Origin of the sequence: Dyadobacter sp. CY261 (assembly GCF_021440085.1) — a bacterium.
Classification (GTDB): Bacteria; Bacteroidota; Bacteroidia; order Cytophagales; family Spirosomataceae; genus Dyadobacter.
The window spans coordinates 216,372-242,743 of sequence record NZ_JAKCPW010000011.1 but is presented as its reverse complement, the minus strand read 5'-3'; the positions used below and the strand labels follow the sequence as shown (position 1 = coordinate 242,743).

The window sequence follows — 26,372 nt, the reverse complement described above, 5'->3', positions numbered from 1 at the left end:
TGCTGCAAAGTGATGCCCGGCAAAGAGTCGTTGTGCATCATATCAGAAAGCAATCTTCCCGTAACTTTTCCCGGATGCACGGTATCTTTTTCGGTCCGGCAAATCAATGATTTTATACTATTTACTTGTTTAACGCAGTGCGACTTTTGTAAAAAGAATCGACGCATGAAGTCAACACTTATGATTTTGCTGATCACCGGCGTGCAGGTCCTATCGCCTGCACAGGTCACTTTGCAAGAAAAAGTAACTGCATTTTCTAAACAAAACAAAGTAACAATGAACGCCACACAACCCCGGGAGCAAACGGTCTCTCCAATTCAAAAAAAATACCAGTTAATGAATGGGCTCAAAATGGCCTATGTGGAGACAGGGCAAGGCAACCCGATTATTTTCCTCCACGGAAACCCAACATCCAGTTATATATGGCGAAACATTCTGCCGCACGTTCAGCATTTGGGACGGTGCATTGCACCCGACTTGATGGGTATGGGCGACTCGGATAAATTCGCCGACAAAGCGGAATATACTTTCAGCAATAACGAAAAATACCTCAGCCAATTTCTCAGCAGTCTCGGGATAGAACGGGACATCATTTTTGTGGTGCATGATTGGGGCTCCGTACTGGCTTTTGCGTGGGCCCGTAACCATCCCGGCGCGGTGAAAGGAATTGTGTACATGGAATCCATCACAAGACCGCGCACATGGGACGAGGTGCCTGGCGTAGCACGGGAGACTTTTCAAAAGCTTCGTACCGATGAAGGGGAGAAAATGGTACTTGTGGACAACTCTTTTATTGAGTTTAATTTACCAAAAACAGTTTTACGCACACTGTCACAAGAAGAATTAGCCGAATACCGTCGCCCTTTTGGTGAGCCGGGAAAAGGCAGGCGTGCTATGCTCAGCTGGGCCCGCCAGTTGCCATTAGGCGGCGAACCGGCGGAAATTGTCAGGACTGTAAACGACAACAGCAGCTGGCTTGCAGAAAGTAATATTCCGAAACTGTTCATCGAAGCGACACCCGGAACCTTAGCCGAGGCAGAGAAAAATGCCTGTAAGCTCTGGCCTAACCAAACTCATGTGATTGTAAACGGACATCATAATCTGCAAGAAGACTCTTCGGAAGAAATTGGTTTGGCCATAGCAAAATGGTTGCGGGAACGCAGGTAAATTGGTAGATTGTGCCTATCCTATGCAAATATTCGAACCTGTTTCTTGTTTAGCCCCATTCGTAAAATCGTTTGTGGTTGTTGAAAGCAGCGACACGTTGGTCAGCCGCTTATTGCCTGACACATCCGTGGTTGTAGCCATTCGCTTGAAGGGGGCCGTGCAATTTGAAGGAATAGCCGAAAATTCCGTTCTGCCGCTATTTTCTTTATCTGGTTTAAGGAAGTCGTTCAGGCTGGTAGAATACGGGAAAAACAGCGCCAACATCCTTGTTCAGTTTAAGGAGGGCGGCGCTGCCGCTTTTTTTAGTTTACCCATTCACGAATTATTCGAAACCAATGTTGGCCTGGACGAATTCTTCCGACCATCTGAGTTAATGATGCTGGAAGAGCAATTATGGACAGCCGGATCGATTGAAAAGAAGGTGAGCATTGTACAACAGTTTTTTGTTGAAAGAATCCGCTATCAAAAGGCTGATCTGCTCATTATCAATTCTGTGGAAAAAATAAAGGCTGCAAGTGGGGTGCTTGATGTGAAGGAACTATCTGAAAGTATGCATATTAGTCTCGATGCATTCGAAAAGAGGTTTAGAAAGAGCGTTGGTACAGCCCCCAAACAATTTGCAGACATCGTCCGCATGAAAGCCCTGATTGGCCGGGCGCATTTAACCGACTCTCTGCTCGATTCGGCGCTTCGTGCAGGCTTTTTTGACCAATCGCACTTTATCAGAAACTTCAAGAAGTTCACCGGCCTAACTCCGAAGGACTTTTTTCGCCATTCGTAATATGCAGGACTCAGTCGCAGTTACGCTCCCAATATTTTCAAAAATTCATCCTTATAGCTGCCGCCTAGCGGCACTTCATTTTTGCCGAGAATGATCCGGTTACCCTGCCAACTGCTGACTTTTGAAAGATTGACGATAAAGGATCGGTGAACCCTGGAGAACAGTTCAGCTGGCAGCTGTGCTTCGATATATGAAAGCGGTGTCGGGCTTATTAAATGCTCACTGGAAGTGACCACCTTTGTATTGTTCCTGTTAGCTTCTAAATACACGATCTGGTCATAATTCAGTTTGTTGATCCTGCCCTCAGTCCGTAATAGCAAATGGTTGCCTGAGATAGCAGGTATTTCAGGCTTAGTATTCGCTTTGGGATTCAATCTCTCTACGACACGGTCGATGGCAATAATAAAACGTTCGACGGAGAATGGTTTTAACAGGTAATCGCAGGCAGCCAGGTCAAAAGCATCCGTCGCAAATTCCTTGTAGGCCGTAGTGAAAACAACCAGGGGAGGATTTTTCAATGTCTTCAAAAGTTCAATTCCTGAGAGGACCGGCATGTTGATATCCATCAATAGCAGGTCGACTTGTAGCTGTTGTATTTTCTCGCGGGCTTCAAAAGCATCGCTGCATATCCCTGCAACCCGCAATACAGGAAGCAGTTTACAGTATTCTACCAAAATTTCCCTTGCCACCGGTGCGTCGTCGACGATTAAGCAATTGATCATCATTATTTCGCTTTGAGCCGTAGTGTAACGTGGTACATATCATCGTTTACGTAAGCATTGTAAAAATAATCACTCCCATAAATCAGGTTTAATCTTTTCAATGTATGGTGCAGGCCAATACCTGACGGCTCCTCAAAGCCCATTTTTTCCCTATGTCCAGGTTCGAATGAGTTTTTGATTGAGAAGTGGATCCAGTCATTTTTGATTTGTAATTCAATGATAACCAGCATACTTTGCTTGCGCGTAGCTTTGGAATATTTGAATGCATTTTCAACAAAAACAATCAGCAGCATGGGAGCGATCCGTATCCGATCGTCGGGATTTTCCTCGATTGCAATTTCCGACACCAGCCTGTCACCATTCTGTATTTTTTCAAAATCAATGTAATTCTTTAAATACAGCAATTCATTTTTAAGCGGGATAAACTCTTCTCTCGTTTCGTAAACACTATACCTGAGCAATTCGGAAAGTTTAAGCAGCAGTTTCGGGACCCTTTGCTGCTGTGTGAGTGATATTCCGTAAATGTTATTGAGTGTGTTAAAAAGAAAATGCGGGCTCAGTTGTGATAAAAGGAGCCGAAGCTCGCTCTCCTTTTGCTCTTTTACGATTTTAGCCTCTATGACTTGCATCCCTACTGCATGCCGCGCCAGGGCAATTGCGATACCAAAAAATACAAAGAGTAACGAAATGGGAAAGCAGATAAACAGGTTCTGCAGGAAGTATCCGGAGATATCACCTTTGAACATATATGCAGCACCGGCAGCACCACCCAACACTAGCACCAGGAAAATCGAAACTGACTTTGAAAGGGGCTCCCGCACTACTGACCGGTTTAGCCACGACTTACCATACCACCTTCCGACATAGGTACATGTCAAAATGTAAAGACAACTGATCATGGCAGCGGCAGCCACGTCATAGTTACCACTTAAAATGACTGCGAATGAAAAGACAGCCACAAACGTGAGGCAAAAAGAAAGGTGCATCAACATCCTGGAGGCCATTACTTTTCCGATAAAAGATTCCAGGTGTTCCATCACTCAAATATGGGCAATCGACGCGGCTTTCGAAACACGCCATGCCGAAAGCCGGCTTTTCGATGCCCAATTCCAGTTATCTGTCGCCGAAAAGATTCGGCATCGCAACTGATCATTACGGCAGTACAATAGCCTGTTATGTCCGGATCATTTTTCCAATTCAACAAAGCCGGGAATATTTGTTTATCAATTAAATACTCGGATATGAATAATGGAAATGGACTTGCCATTGAAACCACCCATTTATCTTTTAGCTTTTCAAAAAACCGGCAGGTCGTCAGGGATCTTAACATGCAAATTCCGAAAGGGGCTATTTATGGTTTTTTAGGACCGAATGGAGCAGGGAAAACCACAACGATCAGGCTGTTGCTTGACTTGCTTCCAGCCAGCTCAGGAATTGTCAAAGTTTTTGGAAAATCCCTTCGCGATCAGCGCTACCCTATACTTTCCCGGATTGGCGCACTCATTGAAACACCATCACTGTATGAACACCTAACCGGGTTTGACAACCTTAAAGCTACTGCCAACCTGAGAAGCGTCAGAAAGGGCAGGATATGGGAAGTACTGGACATGGTGGGGCTAGGTTCGGAGGCAGGCAAGTATGTTCATCACTATTCACTGGGAATGAAGCAGCGGCTTGGCCTGGCGATAGCGCTACTTTCTTCACCAGATCTGCTGATACTGGATGAGCCCACTAATGGCCTGGACCCGAACGGCATCATAGAAATCAGGAATCTGTTACAGGAGCTGAATGTGAAACACGGTGTCACGATCCTTGTATCAAGCCATTTACTTTCGGAAGTTGAGAGGTTGGTTTCCCACATAGGTATCATTGGTCAGGGGAAAATGCTCTTTCAGGGGCCTCTTAAAGAATTGCAGCAAATCAGCCGGGACAAAGCCATTATTGAGATTGATACGGATGACAACATACACGCCCTGAAAATCCTGCTGGAAGACCATCAGCCCGTCGTGAAGGCCGCAGAATTCCTTGAAGTACAATATGTTGACAAAGATCGTCTGGCCCAGCTGATCACATTGCTGACGGCGGGGGGATTGCGTGTCAATCGCGCCCAGCTTGTGGAAAGCACGCTCGAACAAACCTTTCTTTCAATTGTAAAAGATGATTATTTATGAACCTGTTTTACACTGAGTTTATCAAACTTAAAAATACATTCGCGCTCTGGCTGACGATATTGGGTGCTCTTTTCGTCCCATTTATTTTGTTTGCCACCTATTTATCGGACGTAAAAGCCTTTATACCAGGGCATGGTGTAAACCCCTGGGACGATTTCCTCATTCGGGTACTGAACGGGTGCTGTTTCTTTTCAGTGGGCTTTATTCTGTTGATCATCGGTCTGATCGTCCATATCGAGCATAAGGCAAATGCATGGAAGCACTTATTTACATTGTCTGTTAGCAGGGGTACTATTTACCTGGGCAAGCTGATGGTCGTTTTCGCCATGGTCATTGGCTTTTTTACATTGTACCTGTCATTGAGTGTTTTATCCGGCGTCACTCTTGGCTATGCGGTACCCGGTCTCGGGTTTTCAAAATTTCCGGTACCATGCCTACACCTTTTTAGATTTGTGACCGAGTTGTTGATTGCTATTTTGCCGATGGTCTTTTTACAGTTCTGGCTTTCGTTCCGGCTCAAAAATCTCATCACTTCGCTAGGAGTTGGCCTGGGCGGATTAATGATTGGCTTACTCTTAAAAAACTGGGACTATATCATTTATTTGCCATACGCTGCCCCGTTCCAGATGCTGAATTACGGGGAATCAAATGAGGCCGGTCAAAGTATTTTTTTGCTAAATGCCGTGTACACGGCTTTGCTTTTTATGGTGAGTTATCAGGACTTTACTAAAAAATTTCGCGGATAGACCGGAATTCAAACCGGGTTTTGATTTTGTAGACGAGTTGCTCAATTTGGCGGATATAATTGCTTCTACGACAGCCACTCAAGAATACGGCCAACTACGCATTATTATGTAATTGGTGATGCCCCTCAGCCTACTTTTGACGAAACTAAAAGGGCGGTAAAATGTCCGGCAGCTTCGTCTGAGTATGTCGTGAACATCTTGTCTGTCTATTATCAGTCAATGCTCAAAATTTACAATCAAACAGCCATGAAAATTCAGAAAACAATCTTGCTAGGCGGATTGCTCATCATCACGTGTGCGGTGCACGGCCAGGGGCGATTAGGCATCAATACCAACACTCCGCGGGCAGGATTAGACGTAAAACACCCGGACGGGATTATCGCCACTGGCACCTTCGGGGCTGGGAACACAAGTAACCTTCCCTCCGACGCTGGAACCAGCCTGCTTTGGATCCCGAAACTCGCCGCCTTCCGGGCGGGACAAGTCGACAATGTACAGTGGTTCGTGGGAAATATCGGTGAAGGTTCGGTAGCCATGGGAATCAATGTCCAGGCGCAAAAGAAGTATTCGGTGGCGATGGGGTACAGGAATACGGCCTCAGGTGAGGCGGCCACAGTATTTGGAAATCACAATAGTGCACACGGAAGATCCTCTACTGCATTTGGCGAGGAAAACGGCGTCGACGGTCATTACGCAACGGCATTTGGAAAGCACAACCAATCGCATGGACTAGGTGCCACGGCTTTTGGAACAGAAAATTTCGCCAATGGTCAGGGCGCAGTCGCTATGGGTTTTCACAACAATGCGAGTGGAGTAAGGGCGTTTGCCTTCGGAACGGAAACGATAGCGTCCGGTGATTACTCTACCGCGATAGGTAGTTATGTCTCCACTGCCAACAAAACGGGATCCTTTATCATTGGTGACGCACTTGGATTTCCCCAGCATACGCAGGTTTCAGCACCCAATAAGTTTACAGCCCGCTTCGCCAACGGTTATCTGTTATACAGCAGCGCCAATCTCACTAGCTACGTGGCGCTGGGACCTGGCGGTAATGCCTGGATCAGCTCATCGGATTCGACCCGAAAAACCAATTTTGTGAAGGCCGACGGAGAGGATTTTCTCCGTAAAGTCCGGGGTTTGCGGCTGGGAAGCTGGAACTACAAGCAGCAGGACGCCGCTACCATGCGGCATTATGGCCCGATGGCCCAGGATTTCTTTGCCGCCTATGGCAAAGATCTCCATGGAACAATTGGCAATGATACTACCCTGAACACAGCCGATGTCGATGGCGTAGCCTTCATCCTGATCCAGGCATTGGAAAAGCGCACCATGCAACTGAACAGGGAAATTGAGTGGCTGAAAACGCAACTGGCGGAAGTTTCCGGCCAAGGCATACGGCAGAAGCTGGAAGCCAAAAGGGATTAATCATTGACCTTGACGATCTGGCTTGTCGATGCTCCAAAACAGTATCGGCGGGCTGGTAACCAATCTTATGAAAACATATATCATCATCAGCCTGGCTTGTTTGGGGCTACTGGAAGCCCGCCACTGTCAGGCACAAATGCACTTTGGTGAAAACGCTCTTTTTGTACAGGGTGGTGCCAGTGTCACAATGGATGGCCTCACGATAGTGCCGGAAACGGACCTCACACTAACGAACAATACATTACAGGTCTCCCCAACGCCATTCACCGACGACAATACCAGCAGTATTGAAAGAGTCTATACTTTCGAAAAACCCTTGGTTTTTGAGGGCTTTGTCGGTTTGTCGTACGATCCGTCCGAGTTGAATGGACAGGACGAGCGGTCGCTTCGCCTCGCCGGAGAAACGCCGACAGGATTCATGGCGTTTGAAGAAAGTGCCGTCGATACGGATGCCCACCGGGTCTTCTACCGGCATCGGGGAGCCGCCGTACAGATGCTTTCCGCCACCGCAGGAAAAAGAGAACGGTTCTTGTCGCTTTCTGACACTGTTGCGAATCGGATAACGGCAGCCGGAGCGGAAGGCAAGTCCGTCTATGGCCCTACAATGGAAGTCCATCTCGGGGAAGGTCCCGGGTTAATAGTTTTCCCTAACCCCGTTTTAGAAAGGCTAACAGTGAAAACCTCGGGAGAAAGTCAGCTCACACAGGTAATAATGCTCGATTCCAAGGGAAGGGCCGTGTTCAATTCGGAATGCAATCCTGGCAGATCGGAAAGCGAGATCAATGTGAAAAGTCTGTCTCCTGGTCTATATTTGCTACGGGCAACAGGAGCAGATGGCCGTGTCAGCACTGCCAAAGTGATCAAAAACTGAAACGATAGTCTAGGCTAATCCGCTGACCTAAAAACACCTCGTAGAAATCGGGCAATATCGCTGACTTCCACGAGGTGTTTTTTAAAGTCGATCCATATTGGGAGCACAGCCTCTCAGCGCTTAAGCTGACTTGGAGAGAAACCAAAATACTTTCTGAAAGCTGCACTGAAATGATTTGCATAACCGATGCAATCCGAGACCTGCGCGACATTCATCTGACCATCTTCCAACAGTTTCTTCCCGAGCTGCATTTTTCTCAGATGAATGTAGCCAAAAACCGAATCCTGGTACAGCGCTCGAAAGCCCGTTTTTAGTTTATAATCATTCAGGCAAAACATTCTGCAAATTTCAAGCATACTACCCGGATTGAGATAGTGGCAGTCAAGATATTCTTTCACTTCTTTGATCCGTTGCAAATCAGTGGCGTTAAGTTTTTGGCGTGCCGGAGTATAATGCGCTGCCTGGTTAAGCGTGTGTGACAAGAGCTCCAGAGCTTTGCCTTCCATAAATATCCTCCTAAACGGCCCCGTTAACTTACATAAGGTAATATCATTGATGGTTGTCAACATATCTGGCATCACTGGCATCATATGCTTATTCGCAAAAAAGCCTTCTTTTTTTTCGATTTTCTCTAAAAGTCTCCCTGTCTGTTCCTCATTGTAATCTATCAACCGGCAGAAATATGCTTTATCAAACATAACATGGAAAGCACTGGTAGTTCCATCTGGAAAATTATGGCTGCCATCGAAGTTCTCGAGATAGATCAGGTTATGCTGAAACTTCTTAATCAGGAAATCCGAATTATTGGCGTGTAATCGGGACCGCATGGCTCCTGAAAGTATAAAATTCATATTAACGGCCTCCGGTGTCTTTGCAGCGGAAAATGCAGTATTCCCATCTGATACACCAGCCAATCTTGAAAGGAGTATGCCCGGTATTTCATAGTTATTGAACTGCAGCCCAAGTTTGCCCATGTGATTATAGGAGTTTTCAAATTCTCTCATATTACTTTCACCCTCCTGGCGGCCTTGAACCATGGTGAGGTAGTCGATGTCCAGGTTTTCCATTTGCCCTTTCATATTATTTACTGGACCAAAATACACTTGCATTGTCTTAAAATGGTAGCATCCGCTTTTCGGAACCTCCGGTAAGTAAACTCCGGCAATGATAATCACTTCCCGCATCGCTGCCGCTTTTCCAGTTAGTATCCGGCACAATCGAGCCAAAGTTGTATTTCCGCGTGCTGCCGGCTATATGAATGCGCATTTACATCTTGGCGACGAACTGCGTACTATTTACTCCGTCTAGCGTAGTTAGATCCTTTGCCGGCGCGGGTAATTTTGGCGAACCAATTAAATAGACGATGAAGAGAACAATAGAAAATCCCGCTGTCGGGGATCGGGTAACGTTTCTGAAAACCTCAAAGGAGACGAACGGCGAATATGTACATGTGGAAGTAGAACTAAAACCGGGAGGGGGCAACGATTTGCATTACCATACCTGTTTTGACGAGCATTTTGAAGTCGTGGATGGGTACTTAAATGTAAAATGCAACGGAACAGAATATTTGCTGGGGCCGGGGGACAAGATCACAGCGCCTGCTCATTCGGTACACCGTTTTTATAACAAATCCACCAAGGATGTGCGGTTTAAAGCCGTTGTTGAGCCTGCATTTAAATTCGAGGAGGGAATAAGGATAGCATATGGGCTAGCCGCCGATGGAAGGTGCTCCAAAAAAGGCCTGCCCAGAAATTTCTGGCACCTGGCAATCCTGATAGACATGGGGGAAACATATTTCCCCGGAATTCCATATCGGGCTCAACGGATTTTATATAAAAGTCTTGGTAGCATAGCGCGGTTGCTGGGGAAAGACCGGGAACTACAAAGGTACCTCGAGTGAGAAGTGTCCATACACAGTACCGGGAACAGCTAAAAGTCGACCTCCGGAAAATTAAACCGGAGATGGGTCTTTCCTGTGTTAAGGGTGTCTTCCGGGTCAGGCGCATTAATTAAACAAACCACGCATACAGCTTTAACCATTTCTGTCCTTATTTTCGTTAAATTTTTTTTCATTCACTCCAATGCAAAGAAGAGACTTTGTTAAGCTGGGCGGTATACTCGCTGCCACCGCAACTCCGAATGAGGGTTTTGCCTTAAATGACTCGTTAAAAAGCCCCCGTAAATCCAGCCAGCAAGTTGACTTTTTATATGATGGACTAAATTTGAGTCCAAAGGATTATGCAAGTTTGCTGATGAAACTTGCGGATGAAGGTAAAATCAAGCCTGATTTTTATTCCAATGGCGGGGTAGTGGAGGAATTGGGGCACAAATTTGCACAATTGCTTGGTAAAGAATCCAGCGTTTTTATGCCTACGGGGACATTGGCAAACCACGTTGCTATTCGCAAGTTGTCGAAGAATAGTCAGAGGGTTATCGTTCAGGAACAGAGCCATATTTACAATGATACCGGGGACAGTTCGCAGATATTGAGCGGTTTAAACCTGATTCCGTTGGGTGCGAACGCCGTGGAGTTCTCTGTGGGGGAGGTTGAAAAGATCATCGCCAAAACAAAACTGGGGCGGGTAGAGGCTCAGATAGGCGCTATGGCGATCGAAACACCGGTGAGACGTCAGCAGGACAGGATGGTGAGCTACGAAAGCCTGGAAAAGATGACGGATTTTGCCAAACAGCAGGGGATCAGAACACATTTGGACGGAGCGAGGTTGTTCAAGCAAGCGGTTCATACCGGCGTCGAGCCGAAACGGTACGGAGCGCTTTTCGACACTGTTTTCACTTCGATGTGGAAATGTTTTAATGCGTCTTCCGGAGCTATTTTGGCGGGTGACAAAGCATTTACAGAAAAGCTTTTTCATGAAAGAAGAATGTTTGGCGGCGGACTGCCGGCAGCGTGGGTTTTTGCCGCGGTTGCATTGTATTATGCCGACGGTTTCATAGATGAATATAAACTAGCCTGGTCGAACAGTGAAAAGTTATTCAAAGAACTGGGGAAGAATGAGCACGTCAAATTTGGTAAGATTGAAAACGGCTCGCACTTTGTCAATTTACAACTTCAAAATGCTGATCCTGATAAATTCAGGGAAGCCCTCGGGAAGAGAAATATTGAACTAGCCAAATCTGGGGAACACGGCTTTATGCTGAAAGTTAATCCTTCAATCAACCGTGTTCCGGTTCAAGAGTTAACGGGACTGTTTTTGGAGGCTTTGAAGGAGGCGTGACAAGCCGTGCGCGCTCGGCCCGGGCAGCAAGTGTTATCCACGTTCCCGGTCGGCTTATCCCCCATCAGGATCAACGGGCCGTTGATTCTGGTCTGACGCCAGTAGCCCCGGCTTTATATGAAGGGCACCGGTTTCCCGATCAATTAATCCATTACGCTCCTCCTCAATATCCGTGGCTTGCGTATAAACGTCGCCGGAGATGCTTCGCTTTCTCAGCTCCGCCTTAAAAAGTTCGATCTGACTCACACGCGCACTTTCTTCGGCCGGTCCCCCGTAATCTTTGAATCCAAATCCACCCCATTCGCTCACGATCAGGGGTACCTGTCTTCTATAAAAGAACGGATCTCCTACTACCAGCGGAAATGCTGCCACTGATTCCAGCTTCCCTGCCGTAAGCTCATCCAGCATGCCCTTCCACCGATCAAGGTCTGGCGTATAAAGATGTGCGGTCAGCAAATCTGTCTTAAGTCTTCCTTCAAAAGAAATATGATGCCAACCATCGTTGTCGACGACCAGAAACTGCGGATAAGCAAGCTGCATGTAGTGGTACATATCGGTGATATACTGGCGGGTTTCGCTGTTGTTGGCAATGTCCTGCGCCCCCCAATCTTCATTGTAAAGGCTCCATATCACAACCGAAGGATGAGTCCCGATCAGCGTCAGCATGCGCATGAGCTCGGCCCGGTGGTTTTTACGGCTGTTTCGGGTCGATCGATGCGGGCTGGGCACCTCCACCCAGAGCAATATTCCAATCTTATCGGCAAGCTTGTAAATACGTGGATCAATGCCAGCGATGTGTATCCTTACCAGATTGCAGCCAAGCTCTTTCATTGCCAGCAAATGCTTTTTGATTTGACAATATGTTGAATTACCCGGCTGATAAAGAATACCGTCCAGATAAATTGGCTGGTTGTTCAAATATAGGTGGCTACCCCTTGCTTCAAATTTTCTGAGCCCGAACTTTGTCTCAATCTCAGATGCAGTTCCGTTCTCATCAATAAGTTGTGCAACCAGTCGGTAGAGGTTAGGGGCATTCGCCGACCAAAGGAGGGCGTTCGGGAGATCAACTACCAGCCGCTGGGACTTCTGGCCAGCATCCAGCATCAGCTTAAATTCATCTTCCGCCACTGGATTGCCATCGGTGTCGGCGCTGACCTGGAATACTGTCAATTTTATTTTGTAGGAGCCAGGGTCGTGGATACGGGTAGTAAGCGTAAACCGCACCAGGTTATCCTCAATAATGCTGACCACACCTACCCTTGATCGCAACCGGTTCCTTTCGACTCTTTCTAGCCATATGCTGCGGACTGCACCGGTATATGTTTGATACCAGATCCCACCCCGCTTGTAGATGTGAGACTCCTGCTTCCCGCGCGGAATATCCGCGTCCATACTGCTGGCTATCCTGACAGTAAGCCGGTTGACCGGCCGGAGTGCTTCCAGTTCGTAGGAGAAGGAAGTATATTCTCCCATATGTTTCAGCTCGCCTTCAATTGTCGTTAACGAATGGCCGTTGAGCCAAACCTGTGTCTCATATCCACAGGCTCCGAAGGTGAGCTGCAGAATGGTATTCTCCTGCCCGGGGGGCAACGCATCTAAGGGCAGCTCAAAAGTCCGTTCATACCATACTACGATCTTGTCTTTCCATGACGAACCCTCTTGCTGCGTTGCTGCCAGGTGCTGCTCGACACTGCCCGGCCAGTTTGCCGTGTAGGAAAAGTCATGCCGGACATACCAGTTTTCATTGATCCCCCGGTCGTAAGCATCAACGGCAAACTTCCATTCGCCATCCAACAAAATGTATTCGTTGGGCCTGAGAACGGACCGGGGAAGATCTTCCCGGAAAACTCCCGTGTCAAAGGATGCTTCTCTGCTCTTAGAAGAGCCGTAATTAATGTGTTTTTGCATGTGTGATTTGTTTGAATGCACGATTTCAACACCCGCGCCCGTGGACATGTGGTCTTATGGCCTGATATAGCCATTAGTAAAAAGGGTAGCGGTAATGGCGACCCAGACGATGGGATTACCGAGCCGAATACCGCGGTGTTTGCGAGAAATACCCGCTTTAATAAGAACTGTGCCAAGGGGGTAAAATAATTATAATCCGGGTTGCTGCTGCAAATTCCCTGACAGGTCTTCCGGTTAGCAACTGACGGCCGGCCGGGATGATTGGTACAATTCTTTAGTGGGCCGCGCGACTAAAATTTGTTTTATTAAACCTGTCGATTATGAGGAAGATACGCCTGCTGCTTTTCGCAGCCATGTTAGTAACCGTCGCCTGCGACGATGACGATGATCAGAATGATATCGGCAACAACCTGTCGGAAGCCGACAAAATGTTTGTGACCAACGCCGCCGATGGGGGGATGTTTGAGGTGGAAGCCGGGGAAATGGCCGTGGCGAAGGGAGATTCGACCTCAATGGGCTCTATGCATGGAGACTCGTTGAGTGTCAAGTCGTTTGGACAGATGATGGTTACGGACCACACAAAAGTGAATGAAGAACTGGAGAACATGGCCACAAGAAAGGGTGCTTCGGTTCCTGCTTCGCTAAGTTCCGCCAAGCAACAAAAACTGGATAGTTTATCCGGGGTAACCGGTGCTGCTTTTAACCGGATGTATACGAAGATGATGGTTTCGTCGCATCAGGAGACGATAGTGCTATTCCAGTCAGAGGCTTCCGGAGGCAATGATACCGAGCTGAAATCGTGGGCCGCGGACAAGGTACCGGCATTGCAGGACCACCTGGCAGCTGCGCAAATGCTGGCCGATTCCGTTCGCAAATAGTTTTAATGTTGGTGAATTGGTTTTTTTGAAATCAAACAGGCTTCGGGACACTCCCGAAGCCTGTTTTGTTGACGAACGTACCAGTTTCTGGTCTGCATCCCATCGGCAATACTACCTGTTTAAGCAAATCGATTAATCGTGTCCCTGTGTCTTGACGATCTTATTATAAATCCCCAGCAGCAAAAATGGCGCGGCCCACTGACCAATAAATAGCGCGGTGTGTTTGTGGCCCGTCAGTTTAAATGCGAGCGATACACCCATGGACGCTATTGAAGTCCACAGAAATGCGTCCGAAGGGATTTTGGCAGTTTGTGATTCGATGGCCTTCGCCATGCCACCTTCCTGATGGCTGTCATTTTTGGTAATGTCCATAAAACAAATATTTGAAGTGAACTGGAAAATTTCGGCCGCCTCTTAAAAAGCTGTTCCAGAAGCGCTGATCCTCATCTGATCGATCTTCCGACCGGGTGATAACTGATACGTAGACTTAATTACCCATCAACCGACTGCCTCAGAAGTATTCACGGCTGGTAAGCGATTTGTAGCCTATGTTACCCTCTTGAGACGTGTAGTGATATACGCAGCTCAAACCATTCACTTGATCCGAATCTGATGAAACCACAATCACTACTACACATCTACATAGTACCCGTCGTGCTTACGGCATGTACGCTTTTGGCGTGCGGAGGAAAAAACACAGAGTCCAATGTGGAGGCGCCGGGCGGCCAGCAGCCTGCCAAGGAAAAGTTTCTGGAAAAAAGTGCAGATATATTGCAGGACAAGACGCCCCTGAATGCATTTAATATGTATCTGAACGGCTTTCATTTTTACAATGGGAATATGAAGGCACAAATGGAAGCACATCATTATGTCAGTCAGCTAAATGAGGATATGTACCAGGCGGTAATTTTCGATGGCAATAAAACCGCCGCCAAACTCATGGGCGTAGAATACATCATCACGGATAAACTTTTCAAACAACTTGACGAGCAGGAAAAGCTACTTTGGCATAGCCATCGTTTCGAAGTGAAATCGGGTACCCTCATTGCGCCGGGAGTGCCCCAGGTAGCTGAGCATGAATTGATGAAAAAGCTGGTGTCGACCTACGGCAAAACCATCCACACCTGGCATACCGATCAACAACGGACGTTACCGCTGGGCGCGCCACAGATCATGATGGCGTTTACCAAAGATGGCCAGCTCGACAAGGCACTTTTGCAGGACCGCGACAAACGTTTTGGGGTGTCAACACCGGACATCCGTGAGCGGCGTGCCGATATCGCACTACCAACGCCCGACGCGCTTGCCGACGCATGGCAAAAAAACAAGGTAAGGCAATTGGTCATCAGCGACCGGGCCGATTCCGCAATGCATGCCCATTAGCGCTGATTGCAATGCCGGTCCCGTCCCCTTGGCGAGAATGGCACTTCTGACAGCCTGCCATACACAGCATTTCTTCATAAGCGGTTTCAGCGTTTGCCGAGGCGAAGTTTCGGCCTTTCAACCGCTCCGGCTGCCAAGTAACCGACAACACCCAGGCACGCTTTTTATAAAGCACACCCCGAATTTATTTCCAATCCTATGTTGCTACGTCGTCGCGCGTTTGTGGCTATTGTTCATTTAAACCAAATCAATTCTTTATGAAAAAGTTGTTACTCCCTTTAGGCTTTGTAAGTCTTTTTTTTATTGCCACGTCCTGTACCGATCACGACGGGACGCTCGCGCAGGTAGACCGCGATTTTATGATCAAGGCGGCTGACAGTAACCTTTTCGAGATTAAGGCCGGCGAGATGGCCTCCGACAAGGCGGTCGTCGATTCTGTCAAACATTATGGTCATCACATGGTCACCGATCATAGTATGGCTACTATGGAGTTGAAGGCCCTGGCCCAAAAGAAAATGGTCGATCTCCCGGAGAACCTCTCGCCCGCCAAACAAATGAAGCTCGATAGCCTCGCCATGCTGAGCGGAATGACTTTCGACTCGGTTTATATGGCTATGATGGTGATCTCGCATGTCGAAACCATTGATCTGTTCGAACTTGAAACAACACTGGGACAGGACCCGGAAGTTAAATCCTTCGCGGAAGGTAAGCTTCCGGTACTTCATCACCATTTGGAAGAAGCCATCAAGCTGAAAGAATGGCTTTGGTAGGCCCGCGGTCTACAGCACATCGCTACCAAATCCGGGCAGCACCGCCTGCGCCGCCTACACCCGGAGCAGTGTTTGCGCCTATGCCTGCGGGACAAGGTGTCGACGATGGTGTGAGCGAAAGAATGAAAGCCGAAAAAAGCCAGCGGAAAGACCGCCAGTAAATAATCTCACGCAGACGTATATTGTTAACCGTTTTATTGTCGCATACTTTTTTCTTCCAATACCAGGGTATCGATACATTTTAGTCATTTCAATCATCAACTCGTTGGCTATGCGAAACAGTTATATAATTGTTCATTTTATACTCTTCTACTTCCTTTGCGCGGAAGTTGCATTGGCGCAAACCAGGGAAATCAGCGGGATTGTGCAGAGCTCCACAGGCGAGGTATTGCCTGGTGCGACCGTCATTATTTCAGGTACCAACACTGCGACCATTACAGACGTCGACGGGAAATTTTCGATCTCCGCGCAAAGCGGGCAAACCTTGCGTATTTCTTTCATCGGATACCTGGCTTCGGAAGTGCCGGTAACCGACCAGTCAACTTACACCATCCAGATGGCCGAGGACGCGCAGAATCTGGAAGAGTTCGTTGTAATCGGCTATCAGTCGGTAAGACGTGCAGACCTGACCGGCGCCACCGGGATTATTGATGCACAAAATACGAACAAGCGTATTGCGCGTTCGTTACCGGAAGCATTGCAAGGTATGACGCCGGGCGTAACGGTGCGCAATGGCGGTGCGCCCGGGCAGGAGGCGGTCGTAAATATTCGCGGGCTTAGTACGCTGTTTGGAAATGCAAGCCCATTATATGTTATCGACGGCATGCTTGCCGACGCCAATACCACGGTTAACCCCAATGATGTAGAGACGATACAGGTATTAAAAGATGCGTCGGCGGCGGCCATTTACGGCTCGCGAGCGGCGAATGGCGTAATCATTATCACAACAAAAAAAGGGAAAGAAGGCGCGCTCAAAGTGGATGCCTCCGTGCGGGCAGGTATCTCTTCGCTTGCCAAACGGTGGGATATGATGAATGCGCAGGAATATGTGGCTACAAACACCCGCGCCTATCAGGCGGCAGGTTACGCATTGCAGCCGGCCGTTGCGGCTTACAATGGGGCTGTGAATACCAATTGGGCCGACGAACTGCTGCAAACCGGCAGCATTCAGGATTACAACGTCAGCTTGTCGGGCGGTGGGAAGGACAGTAAATACCTGATTTCGGGTTCCTATTTTGCGGATGAGGGTGTGCTCAAAGCCCGGGATTTTCAGCGGGGCTCGTTCCGCATCAATACGGAGGCGACGCGTGATAAATTCACTTTCGGAGAAAACCTGATGATTTCCAGCACCGAACGGAACACGCCGTTTCAGGGAGGATTTGCGGAAGGAAATGCCTGGTATGACATCTGGACCAGCCTGCCGATCATCCCCGTCCAAAGTGCCGATCTGGTGAGCACCTCCAACCCGGGTGGCTGGGGTTATGGTTCTTTCAATGCACGCTCATTTTCCAGAAATCAGGCTGCGATCAATGACATTACCAAAACTACCTACAACTTTTTCAAGGTGTTGGGCAATGCTTTTATTGACTACAAGATATTCAAGGGCATCAGTTATCGCTTCAACGCAGGTCTGGAAACCAGTTTTGACAAAACTAACAACATCAGAAGAGATGGCCTCTGGTACTGGAACCAGTCGCCCGAATTCAGCAGCGTAGGGCAGATGCGGGCCCAGTTTTTGAGCTATCTGTTCGAGCATACCCTGAACTTTAATTTTACTTTTAATAAACACAGCCTGAATGGCGTCGTCGGTTACACCCAGCAAACGATCCGCAATGACGATGTTGGCGGGCGCAGATTACAGCTTGGGTTTTATGGGGGTGAGTATTTCACGACCATCAATTCGGCCAGTGGTGGGATGACCGCCACCGGAACACGGTCGCAAACACTGATTAACTCTGCATTGGGTAGGCTGAACTATAATTTTGCCGAAAAATATTACCTCACCTTTACATTCCGTGCCGATAAGGATTCCCGTTTTTCGCCCGCGCACCGCACCGGGTATTTCCCGTCCGCGGCTGCTTCGTGGAAGATCAGTAACGAAGAGTTCTTCAAATCGGACGTGATAACCGAGCTCAAACTGAGAGGATCTTACGGAGTTTTAGGCTCGGCCAATCTAAGCAATTACCAATTCACCGGTTTTTTGAACCAGGCACCGAGAGCAGTTTTCGGGTCGGGGCAAACGGAATTTCCAGGGGCTACACAGGCCAGGCTCGTGTATGAGGATATCAAATGGGAGCAAAAGGCCACTACCAATATCGGCGCCGATCTGGTGCTTTTCAACAACAAACTCGCGATTACCGTCGATGCCTTCCGCTCGGTGGCCAAGGACGTGCTGCTATCGCTGCCGCTCCCGCTTTACATCGGCAACCTGCAAGGCGATCCCCTCGTGAATATCGGTTCTATTGAAAACAAGGGTATCGAGCTCGATTTCACTTACCGGCAAACCTCCGGTCCGTTCACCTGGAGCATTGCACCCAATTTTAGCGTGATCCGCAACAAAGTGCTCGAACTAGGGAACCTGGGTGTGGACGAGGAAACAGGCGAGCCAAGGAACTACATCCAGTCGGGGAATACCCGCTCGCAGGTAGGACGCTCGATAGGGGAGTTCTACCTGATCAAGACGGACGGCCTTTTTCAAAACGACGAAGAGATACAGGCACACAAGGCACAGGCGGCATATGCAAAACCGGGCGATATCCGCTACATCAACCGCATCGACCAGGGTACGAACGACGATATCAATGACCGCGACCGCACATTTGCCGGCAGTCCGTGGCCGAAACTGACTTCGGGCTTGATCCTGAACGGGACCTGGTCGGGTTTGTCGTTAAACATTCAGTTTTACGGGGCATTTGGCCAGAAGTTATATAACGACGTTCGCAGAGACATTGATGGCATGGGTTATTCCAACTACCGCAGAGGTATCAACCCATGGACGCCGGAGAACACTGACACCGATTTTCCACGCCTCGGCGTTTCTTATTCCACGGGTGTGGCCGGCGACCCTGCCAGTGCCGACCGCGGGATCGTTTCCAATGTCCGGGCCAATACCGATCGCTGGCTGGAAAACGGGTCTTATTTAAGGTTGAGAAATGTCGAGCTGTCCTATTCGATCCCGGAGGCTGTCACTGGTAGATTGTCCCTGAGCAATGCGAGGGTATATGTAAGCGCTCAAAACCTGCTGACATTCACTAAATACACCGGGCTTGATCCTGATGTGGTGGGGGCGAACTTCAACCTCGAACCGGGCGTGGACCTGGGTGGCTATCCAGCATCCCGCATTATTTCCTTCGGCCTCAACCTGGGTTTCTGAAAAGCTCATTCAACAGACATCGATATGAAAAAGATATTTGTCCTCGCCTCATTCATTCTGCTTGTTTCCAGCGCCTGTAACCGCGATTTCGACGAGCCTAATCCAAACAGTCCCACCATCGCATCGTTCTGGAAGAGCGAAGCCGATGCGATTAAAGGCATTAACGCTGTGTACAGTACTTTTCACCGGACGGCCACGCTCTACTCCCGGTTCCTGTTCTACCACGGAATGCTAAGGTCCGACGAAGGCTACGGCTCTGGCGGCGATATTACGCTGAACAACATCATGAGCTTCAACCAGACCAACTACAACGAGGGCCTGACCGCCGGGACCTGGCAAAACCTGTTCATTGGTGTATTCAGGGCCAATCAGGTGCTGGCCTATGTGCCCGGCATCGAAATGAATGAAGCCATAAAAAACCGGATCATCGGAGAGGCGAAATTTCTGAGAGGGCTGTTCTATTTTAACCTGACGCTCTATTATGGTCGTCCGCCAGTTATCCTCGAACCTTCTGAGCCAACCGATCGCCCTCCCAACGCGACCAATGCAGAAGCCTGGGCGCAGGTGGAGCGGGATTTGTCCGAAGCCGCGCCTGCATTGCCACTCAGCTATACGGGCGACGATCTCGGCCGGGCGACGCGCGGGGCGGCCATGGGCCTGCTGGGAAAAGCGTATTTACAACAAAATAAATATCAGGAAGCGGCCACCACATTGGCCTGGTTCATCACGGGCGAAGGCAAAGGGCTGTATACGCTGACGACCAACTATCAGGACAATTTCAAGGCTTCGACCGAGAATAACAGTGAATCGGTATTTGAAATCCAATTCCGGTTCAACCCCAATGAAAATACCGACGACGATGTGGACGAAACCCGCATCAATAACACAGGAACTTCCATTGCACAGTTTTACGCCCCGCGCGGCGTGGGCTTTTCCGACGGTGGGGCCCGTCGCTGGCTGGTAGGAGAGTTTGAAAAAGAAAATACCGCCTCCGGTAGCCGGGATCCAAGACTTGGCGTGACGTTGCTCTTCGATTCGACCGATGCGCGCGGCCCGCAATTCACGATGGTTTACGGGCAAACGTTCGCCAGCCGCTATGGCACCAGCGGGGGTGAAAGCAGTTCGGTATGGTTTAGGAAGCAGTTAAATGATAATGAACCCGGTAGGACCGAAGAGGGTTTCAGGTCGCCCAACAATCACCGGCTGTTGAGGTATGCCGATATTTTGCTCATGTATGCCGAGGCGCTCAATGGCATTGGGCAGACTACCCAGGCCTACCCCTATGTGGATATGGTACGCGCGCGGGCAGGATTGCGGCCGCTGACACAGGTGAGGCCAGGTATGACCCAGGCGCAATTCCTGGCACAGATCAAGCACGAACGCATAACTGAACTGACAGGTGAAGGCTGGCGTTTTGCCGATCTGCAACGTTGGGGAGACCTGGGGCCGGAACTGGCTGTGCGAGATCCGGAGTTTACCAATTTTGTAAAAGGCAGAAACGAATGGTACCCAATCCCGCAATCGGATATTGACCTTAACCCGAACCTCACGCAGAATCCCGGGTATTGATACAGTCAGATTTAAAACGACAGCATTCACATTCATTCCAACTCTTATGTTGACCAAAAACAACCGAATACAGGTTCTCTGCCTGATCGCAGTGACCATTCTATCCTCCTGCGCCTCCGTAAAAGTGAAGGAGGTGAGCCATGTGGAGGCGAAGGCCGATGATTGCCGCCTTCCTGTTTTCAATGATGTCAAAGAAATAAACGGGGGTTATACGGTGGTATGCGAAGTGGAAAGTACTACCGGGTCGGTATTATTTGTCAAACGGACTGCCGAAGCGGCCATCGAGCGGGCAATGCCGGCTGCATGCCGATGTGGTGCGGATGCGCTCCTGGTGCTCACTTCGGGAAAGACGCAGATAAAATTTTTCTCCTGGCGGCGGGGCATAGCCACCGTTCAAGCCATTAAAACTAATCAAAGCGCCTCCCGTTGATATGATTTTTCGTTCGCTTTACCGCGCTATCCTCGTTTGGGGCATTCCGCTGCTGTTCGTCGATGCTTCCTGCAAAAAGGAGACGGGCACGCCGCCGCCCGGGCCGCAGCAGGCGACCACTTTTACGAACCCGCTGCTTAATTCTGCACCCGATCCGTGGGTTTATCAGAAAGATACCACTTACTATTACCTGCACACGCTTGGGAACCGGATACAGATCTGGAAAACGGGTAAAATGAGTCGGTTGAATGCCGCACCTGCGGTTACTGTTTTTACTGCACCCACTTCCGGCGGCAATTCCCGGGATATCTGGGCACCGGAGCTGTTTTTTCTGGATGGCAAATGGTACATCTATTACACCGGCTCCGACGGTAACGATCGCGAGCACAGGCTATGGGTGCTGGAAAACGCAAATCCGGATCCGACGCAGGGGAACTGGACGGACAGGGGCAGGCTCACGACCCAGCCAGTGGATCTGTGGTCGATCGATGCTACTGTTTTGCAGCACGACAACAAGCTGTATCTCATCTGGTCGGGCAGGCCTTTCGCGTCCGGAAATGCCGATTTGACCCAAAACCTATATATCGCCCGAATGAGCGACCCGTCCACGCTTACCGGCCCAACGATGCAGATCGCCTCCCCGGAATTTGAATGGGAAAGGCGTGGGTTTGCCGTGAACGAAGGGCCGGAAGTGCTGCGAAATCCGGCTGGAAAAGTATTTCTTACCTATTCGGCAAGCTATTGCGGCGACGACCGCTATTCGCTCGGATTGATGAGCTTAAAAGAAGGAAGCGATCCCATGAATCCAGAGAACTGGACGAAAATGCCCGCGCCGGTTTTTACAGGACTCGCGTCGGCCAATGCTTTTGGGGTAGGGCATAATGGTTTTTTCAAATCAAGGGATGGAAAAGAAGACTGGATCATTTATCATGCGAACTCTGCCGCTGGTCAGGGTTGCGGTGACGCCAGGAACGTAAGAATGCAGAAATTCACCTGGACCGCCGATGGTTTGCCAAGCTTTGGAGAGCCGGTGCCAACCGGGCAAGCGGTTACCATCCCTTCGGGCGAATAGCGGTTTCCATTATATTTGGGCACTTTAAGCGCATTTACTTTCAAGACTATTTATGAGGAAATTAAGCATTACCCTGTTACTGTTGACCTTAGTTCAATTTGCAAATGCCCAGCGGGCGGTTGTTCGCGGCGATTTTGCCGATCCTTCGGTGATAAAGGTAGGAGAGACCTACTACGCCGCGGCAACAAGTTCCAATTGGGCACCCGCATTTCCTTTGATGAAGTCAAAAGATCTTAAAACCTGGCAACAAACAGGATCCATTTTCCCCGACCTTACTTCCTGGGCCGATTTCTATTACTGGGCCCCCGAGTTGAATTACGATAATGGCAAAGTATATGTGTATTACACTGCACACAAAAAAGGCGGCAATCTGTGTGTAGGTGTTGCGAGCGCCGATACGCCCGAAGGTCCGTTTAACGACCATGGCCCGTTGGTTTGTCAGGAAGTTGGCTCCATCGACGGTTTTCCGATCCGCGACGAAAATAACAAGTTGCATCTGATCTGGAAAGAGGATGGCAACAGCGTAGGCAGGCCGACGCCGATCTGGATCCAGCCCATGAATGAGGAAAGAACAGCGTTGACCGGTGAGAAAAAGGAACTGTTCAGAAACGATACGCCCTGGGAGGCCAATTTGGTGGAAGGCGTCTCAGTGATTAAAAACAATGGGTATTTCTATGCGATCTACGCAGCGGCGGGCTGCTGCGGGCCCGGCTGTACTTACGCAACAGGTATTGCACGCACCAAAAACCTGATGGGCCCCTGGGAAAAATACACGGGGAACCCAATCCTGACCGCACAAGGTGACTGGATGTGCCCCGGCCACGGTACGGCCGTGACACATAATGGTAAAAATTACTTCATGTATCATGCCTACGACAGGGCGTCCAACAAATACACCGGCCGGCAGGCGCTGATCCGCGGTTTTGAATTTACGGCAGACGACTGGCTCCGCTTCACCGACGAATACATTACGCCCGCTGATACGCGTACAGCCTATACCATCACCGACAATTTTGACAAGGCAAAGCTCGATCTGCAATGGAGCTGGTCTGTTTTTAATAAGCCTTCATTCGAACTGAAAAACGGCAGGTTGGACCTGCAAATTAAAGACGAGCGGGAACTGTTCGTTGCCAAAAAGATCGACAGCCAGAACTATGAAGCAACCGTGGAAACAATCCCATCAAAAAGCGCCTTGACCGGTGTCGCATTGATCGGGGATGATAAGAATATGATCTATGCGGCTGCAAATCAGGATAGTGTCAGCGTTACCCTTGTCAAGGACGGTGCGAGCAGTAACGTCGGGAGATTTGCCGTACCGATGAAAGGCAAGCATTTATTTTTGAAAATGGAGGTTAAAAATAACAAGGATATCAGCTTCTATTACAGCCTTAACGGAGCTGATTTTACTTCCTTCAAGATCACTTCACCGGACGTTACTTACCTTCCTCCCTGGGATAGGGCCGTGCGCGCGGGCATTGTTGCAAAAGGTGTGCGGGGAGATGTTTCAACCGTAGAGAAATTTGTTTTTAAAAGTCTGTAAAAACCGATCCCCGGGAGCCACAAAATGCTGCCGGGGAATATGAGGTTTTTCTGATCCAACACAAACCGCTCGCTTCTGGCCGACCGCGGAGCAATGGCTCAAAGCAGCGGTGTTTCGCTGTCGGCCAGGTTTGACTTCGTCTTTTTCACATGTCGGCGTGGCATCTGAGTACAACCACGCATCTTCCCAGGACATTTATTTTGTCACCAGATGCGACGGTATATTCATTTTCACCGATAAAATCTTCCGCCGTATTGATCACAATATGCCACTGGTTGCCGCATTCTTCGTTTGGAAGCACAAAATCGAGTGCCTGATCCCCGGTATGGAAAATGATGTAGAAATGGTCATCCCGGACTTTTTCGCCATTTGGAGCGACACACCGGATGCCCTGGCCATTTAGAAATACCCCAAAGGAGTGGGCTTTGTGATGTCCCCATTGCTCATCGGGAATCTGGACTCCGTCGGGCCTGAACCACATAATGTCCTTAACGTCCGAACCGATTACGGGAAGGTCCTGGAACCAGCGTCGGCGACGAAAAGTAGGGTGTTCTTCACAAAACCGGATGAGCGACTTGGTGAATTCTAAAAGCTGTTTGTCGGCCTTCTCCCAGTTAAGCCAGGATATTTCGTCATCATGGCAATAGGCGTTGTTGTTTCCGTTCTGCGTCCTGCCAAATTCATCACCGGCAACCAGCATCGGTACGCCTTGCGAGAGGAACATGGTGGTCAGCAAGTTTCTTTTTTGTCTGTTCCTGACGGCATTGATTTCCGGATCTTCTGTTGGGCCTTCGGTTCCGCAGTTCCACGAATGGTTGCTATTGTCGCCGTCGTTATTGTCCTCGCCGTTGGCTTCATTGTGTTTCTCGTTATAGCTCACAAGGTCGTTGAGTGTAAACCCGTCGTGCGCGGTAATAAAATTGACACTCGCCGTTGGCCTGCGGTAGTCGCTTTGATAAAGGTCGGGGCTGCCTGTGAAGCGATTGGCAAAAGAGATCATCTCGATTTCATGGCCCCGCCAAAAGTTGCGGATCTGGTCGCGGTAAATGCCGTTCCATTCTGCCCAGCCGATCGGGAATTTCCCGACCATGTAACCCTCTTCCCCAATATCCCATGGCTCGGCGATTAGCTTAACTTGAGAAATGACAGGATCCTGATGGATGATGTTGAAAAACGAGCTCAGGGAGTCAGTTTCGTGCAAGGTACGGGCAAGCGCCGCTGCCAGGTCGAAACGGAAGCCGTCTACATGCATTTCAGTCACCCAGTAACGCAGGCTGTCCATGATCAACGCGAGCACGTTAGGCAGGCGGACGTTCAGTGTATTCCCTGTCCCGGTGTAATCCATATAGTGTCGGGAATCGTCCTTTACCAGCCGGTAATAAGAGGCGTTGTCCAGCCCTTTGAACGAAAACGTCGGTCCCAGATGGTTTCCTTCGGCGGTATGGTTGTACACCACATCCAGAATGACCTCAATGCCTGCTTTATGCAGTTCCCGTACCATTTCTTTGAACTCTGTTACCTGGCCGCCACTTGCGCCGTTGCCGCTGTACCGGGCATCCGGTGCGAAAAAGCCTAATGTGTTGTAACCCCAATAATTGGTCAGGCCGTTTTCAAGCAAATGTTGGTCTGCCACGAAATCGTGCACCGGCATCAGCTCAACTGCGGTCACACCCAGCTCTCTCAGGTATTTAATGGTAACCGGATGCGCGATGGCAGCATAAGTACCGCGAATCTCTTCGGGAAGTTCCTTGTTCTGTATGGTAAAACCTTTCACATGTACTTCGTAAATGACCGTAGCGTGGTAGGGAATCTCAAGACGGGTGTCGCCGGTCCAGTCGAAATGGTGATCGATGACCACAGCTTTGGGCATAAATCCTGCGCTGTCCGACTCACTGAAACTCAGGTCTTGTTCAGGGTTTCCGATTTCATAGGCGAAAACCGCATCATCCCACCTAATGGTACCGTTGATCGCTTTTGCGTAGGGGTCTAGCAATAACTTGTTTGGATTGAACCGATGCCCTTTTTCAGGGTCATATGGACCATGTACCCGGTACCCGTACAACTGCCCGGCCTTGAGACCGGGAACATACACGTGCCAGACATGGTGTGTGACTTCCTCAATTTTTATCTTGATGTATTCCTCGGCCTCATTTTCCGGGTTAAAAAGGCATAGCTCCATACCATGGGCATTCTCGGAAAATACCGCGAAGTTTATTCCCTTTCCATCCCATGTGGCCCCAAGAGGATAAGGTTTGCCCGGTAGCGTCTTTATTTCCTGACCTTTGGGCGATTCCAGCACCTCGTTCTCGATGCGTCTTTCCATTGTGTTT

At 49.1% G+C, this 26,372-nt stretch carries 23 protein-coding genes; 17 read left to right on the top strand and 6 right to left on the bottom strand.

Features of this window, described 5'->3' with window-relative positions:
* Positions 1-165 precede the first annotated feature (165 nt).
* Complete coding sequence (locus tag LZD49_RS27265) at positions 166-1,167, top strand: haloalkane dehalogenase (protein WP_234670952.1); 1,002 nt, start codon at positions 166-168, stop codon at positions 1,165-1,167.
* Positions 1,168-1,189: 22 nt separating this feature from the next.
* A complete protein-coding gene (locus tag LZD49_RS27260) occupies positions 1,190-1,948 on the top strand; it encodes a response regulator transcription factor (protein ID WP_234670951.1) in 759 nt (252 codons plus the stop codon).
* Positions 1,949-1,968: 20 nt separating this feature from the next.
* On the opposite strand, the gene LZD49_RS27255 is transcribed toward LZD49_RS27260, so the two are convergent.
* On the bottom strand, positions 1,969-2,673 hold the full coding sequence (locus tag LZD49_RS27255) for a LytTR family DNA-binding domain-containing protein (protein WP_234670950.1): 705 nt from the start codon (positions 2,671-2,673) through the stop codon (positions 1,969-1,971).
* Positions 2,673-3,707: a sensor histidine kinase gene (locus LZD49_RS27250; protein ID WP_234670949.1), complete on the bottom strand. Its 1,035-nt coding sequence runs from the start codon at positions 3,705-3,707 to the stop codon at positions 2,673-2,675. The genes LZD49_RS27255 and LZD49_RS27250 overlap by 1 nt, the downstream gene beginning before the upstream one ends.
* A gap of 204 nt (positions 3,708-3,911) precedes the next feature.
* Between LZD49_RS27250 and LZD49_RS27245 the strand changes: the two genes are divergently transcribed.
* The 4 genes from LZD49_RS27245 (at position 3,912) to LZD49_RS27230 (ending at position 7,883) form a co-directional block, all read left to right on the top strand.
* The gene (locus LZD49_RS27245; protein WP_234670948.1) at positions 3,912-4,841 is read left to right on the top strand and encodes an ABC transporter ATP-binding protein; all 930 of its coding nucleotides are present in this window, start codon (positions 3,912-3,914) and stop codon (positions 4,839-4,841) included.
* On the top strand, positions 4,838-5,587 hold the full coding sequence (locus LZD49_RS27240; RefSeq protein ID WP_234670947.1) for an ABC transporter permease: 750 nt from the start codon (positions 4,838-4,840) through the stop codon (positions 5,585-5,587). The genes LZD49_RS27245 and LZD49_RS27240 overlap by 4 nt, the downstream gene beginning before the upstream one ends.
* 246 nt (positions 5,588-5,833) lie before the next feature.
* Positions 5,834-7,012 (top strand): tail fiber domain-containing protein, encoded by a 1,179-nt coding sequence (locus LZD49_RS27235; RefSeq protein WP_234670946.1) that lies wholly within the window; start codon positions 5,834-5,836, stop codon positions 7,010-7,012.
* A gap of 67 nt (positions 7,013-7,079) precedes the next feature.
* The gene (locus tag LZD49_RS27230; RefSeq protein WP_234670945.1) at positions 7,080-7,883 is read left to right on the top strand and encodes a T9SS type A sorting domain-containing protein; all 804 of its coding nucleotides are present in this window, start codon (positions 7,080-7,082) and stop codon (positions 7,881-7,883) included.
* Between the two features lie 113 nt (positions 7,884-7,996).
* Here LZD49_RS27230 and LZD49_RS27225 read toward each other — a convergent pair whose 3' ends face one another.
* Positions 7,997-9,100: a helix-turn-helix transcriptional regulator gene (locus tag LZD49_RS27225; RefSeq protein ID WP_234670944.1), complete on the bottom strand. Its 1,104-nt coding sequence runs from the start codon at positions 9,098-9,100 to the stop codon at positions 7,997-7,999.
* Between the two features lie 146 nt (positions 9,101-9,246).
* Here LZD49_RS27225 and LZD49_RS27220 point away from each other — a divergent pair, with 146 nt between their 5' ends.
* Together LZD49_RS27220 and LZD49_RS27215 are read left to right on the top strand one after the other, a co-directional pair.
* Positions 9,247-9,783, top strand: coding sequence for a cupin domain-containing protein (locus LZD49_RS27220; protein ID WP_234670942.1), 537 nt, complete (start codon positions 9,247-9,249; stop codon positions 9,781-9,783).
* 181 nt (positions 9,784-9,964) lie between these two features.
* Complete coding sequence (locus LZD49_RS27215) at positions 9,965-11,119, top strand: low specificity L-threonine aldolase (protein WP_234670940.1); 1,155 nt, start codon at positions 9,965-9,967, stop codon at positions 11,117-11,119.
* 54 nt (positions 11,120-11,173) lie between these two features.
* Here the strand turns inward: LZD49_RS27215 and LZD49_RS27210 are convergent, their stop codons facing one another.
* On the bottom strand, positions 11,174-13,027 hold the full coding sequence (locus LZD49_RS27210; protein WP_234670938.1) for a glycoside hydrolase family 2 protein: 1,854 nt from the start codon (positions 13,025-13,027) through the stop codon (positions 11,174-11,176).
* Positions 13,028-13,347: 320 nt separating this feature from the next.
* Between LZD49_RS27210 and LZD49_RS27205 the strand changes: the two genes are divergently transcribed.
* Positions 13,348-13,905 (top strand): DUF4142 domain-containing protein, encoded by a 558-nt coding sequence (locus tag LZD49_RS27205; RefSeq protein WP_234670937.1) that lies wholly within the window; start codon positions 13,348-13,350, stop codon positions 13,903-13,905.
* A gap of 132 nt (positions 13,906-14,037) precedes the next feature.
* Here LZD49_RS27205 and LZD49_RS27200 read toward each other — a convergent pair whose 3' ends face one another.
* Entirely contained in the window at positions 14,038-14,277 is a 240-nt protein-coding gene (locus LZD49_RS27200) for a hypothetical protein (protein WP_234670936.1), read from the bottom strand.
* Between the two features lie 240 nt (positions 14,278-14,517).
* On the opposite strand from LZD49_RS27200, the gene LZD49_RS27195 reads away from it, so the two are divergent.
* From LZD49_RS27195 to LZD49_RS27160, 8 genes are all read left to right on the top strand, one after another.
* Positions 14,518-15,288, top strand: coding sequence for an OBAP family protein (locus LZD49_RS27195; RefSeq protein WP_234670935.1), 771 nt, complete (start codon positions 14,518-14,520; stop codon positions 15,286-15,288).
* Between the two features lie 257 nt (positions 15,289-15,545).
* A complete protein-coding gene (locus LZD49_RS27190; RefSeq protein ID WP_234670934.1) occupies positions 15,546-16,058 on the top strand; it encodes a DUF4142 domain-containing protein in 513 nt (170 codons plus the stop codon).
* A complete protein-coding gene (locus tag LZD49_RS27185) occupies positions 16,046-16,219 on the top strand; it encodes a hypothetical protein (protein WP_234670933.1) in 174 nt (57 codons plus the stop codon). Before LZD49_RS27190 ends, LZD49_RS27185 begins: the two co-directional genes overlap by 13 nt.
* Before the next feature lie 110 nt (positions 16,220-16,329).
* A complete protein-coding gene (locus tag LZD49_RS27180; protein ID WP_234670932.1) occupies positions 16,330-19,431 on the top strand; it encodes a TonB-dependent receptor in 3,102 nt (1,033 codons plus the stop codon).
* A gap of 24 nt (positions 19,432-19,455) precedes the next feature.
* Positions 19,456-21,000, top strand: a complete 1,545-nt coding sequence (locus LZD49_RS27175; RefSeq protein WP_234670931.1) for a RagB/SusD family nutrient uptake outer membrane protein — start codon at positions 19,456-19,458, stop codon at positions 20,998-21,000.
* A gap of 46 nt (positions 21,001-21,046) precedes the next feature.
* The gene (locus LZD49_RS27170) at positions 21,047-21,430 is read left to right on the top strand and encodes a hypothetical protein (RefSeq protein WP_234670930.1); all 384 of its coding nucleotides are present in this window, start codon (positions 21,047-21,049) and stop codon (positions 21,428-21,430) included.
* A gap of 1 nt (position 21,431) precedes the next feature.
* On the top strand, positions 21,432-22,502 hold the full coding sequence (locus tag LZD49_RS27165) for a family 43 glycosylhydrolase (protein WP_234670928.1): 1,071 nt from the start codon (positions 21,432-21,434) through the stop codon (positions 22,500-22,502).
* An 82-nt stretch (positions 22,503-22,584) separates the two neighbouring features.
* On the top strand, positions 22,585-24,042 hold the full coding sequence (locus LZD49_RS27160) for a family 43 glycosylhydrolase (protein ID WP_234670926.1): 1,458 nt from the start codon (positions 22,585-22,587) through the stop codon (positions 24,040-24,042).
* A gap of 145 nt (positions 24,043-24,187) precedes the next feature.
* Here LZD49_RS27160 and glgX read toward each other — a convergent pair whose 3' ends face one another.
* Positions 24,188-26,365 carry a glycogen debranching protein GlgX gene (gene glgX, locus LZD49_RS27155; protein ID WP_234670924.1) on the bottom strand — a complete coding sequence of 726 codons (2,178 nt, stop codon included), beginning with the start codon at positions 26,363-26,365 and terminating at the stop codon, positions 24,188-24,190.
* Between the last annotated feature and the right edge of the window lie 7 nt (positions 26,366-26,372).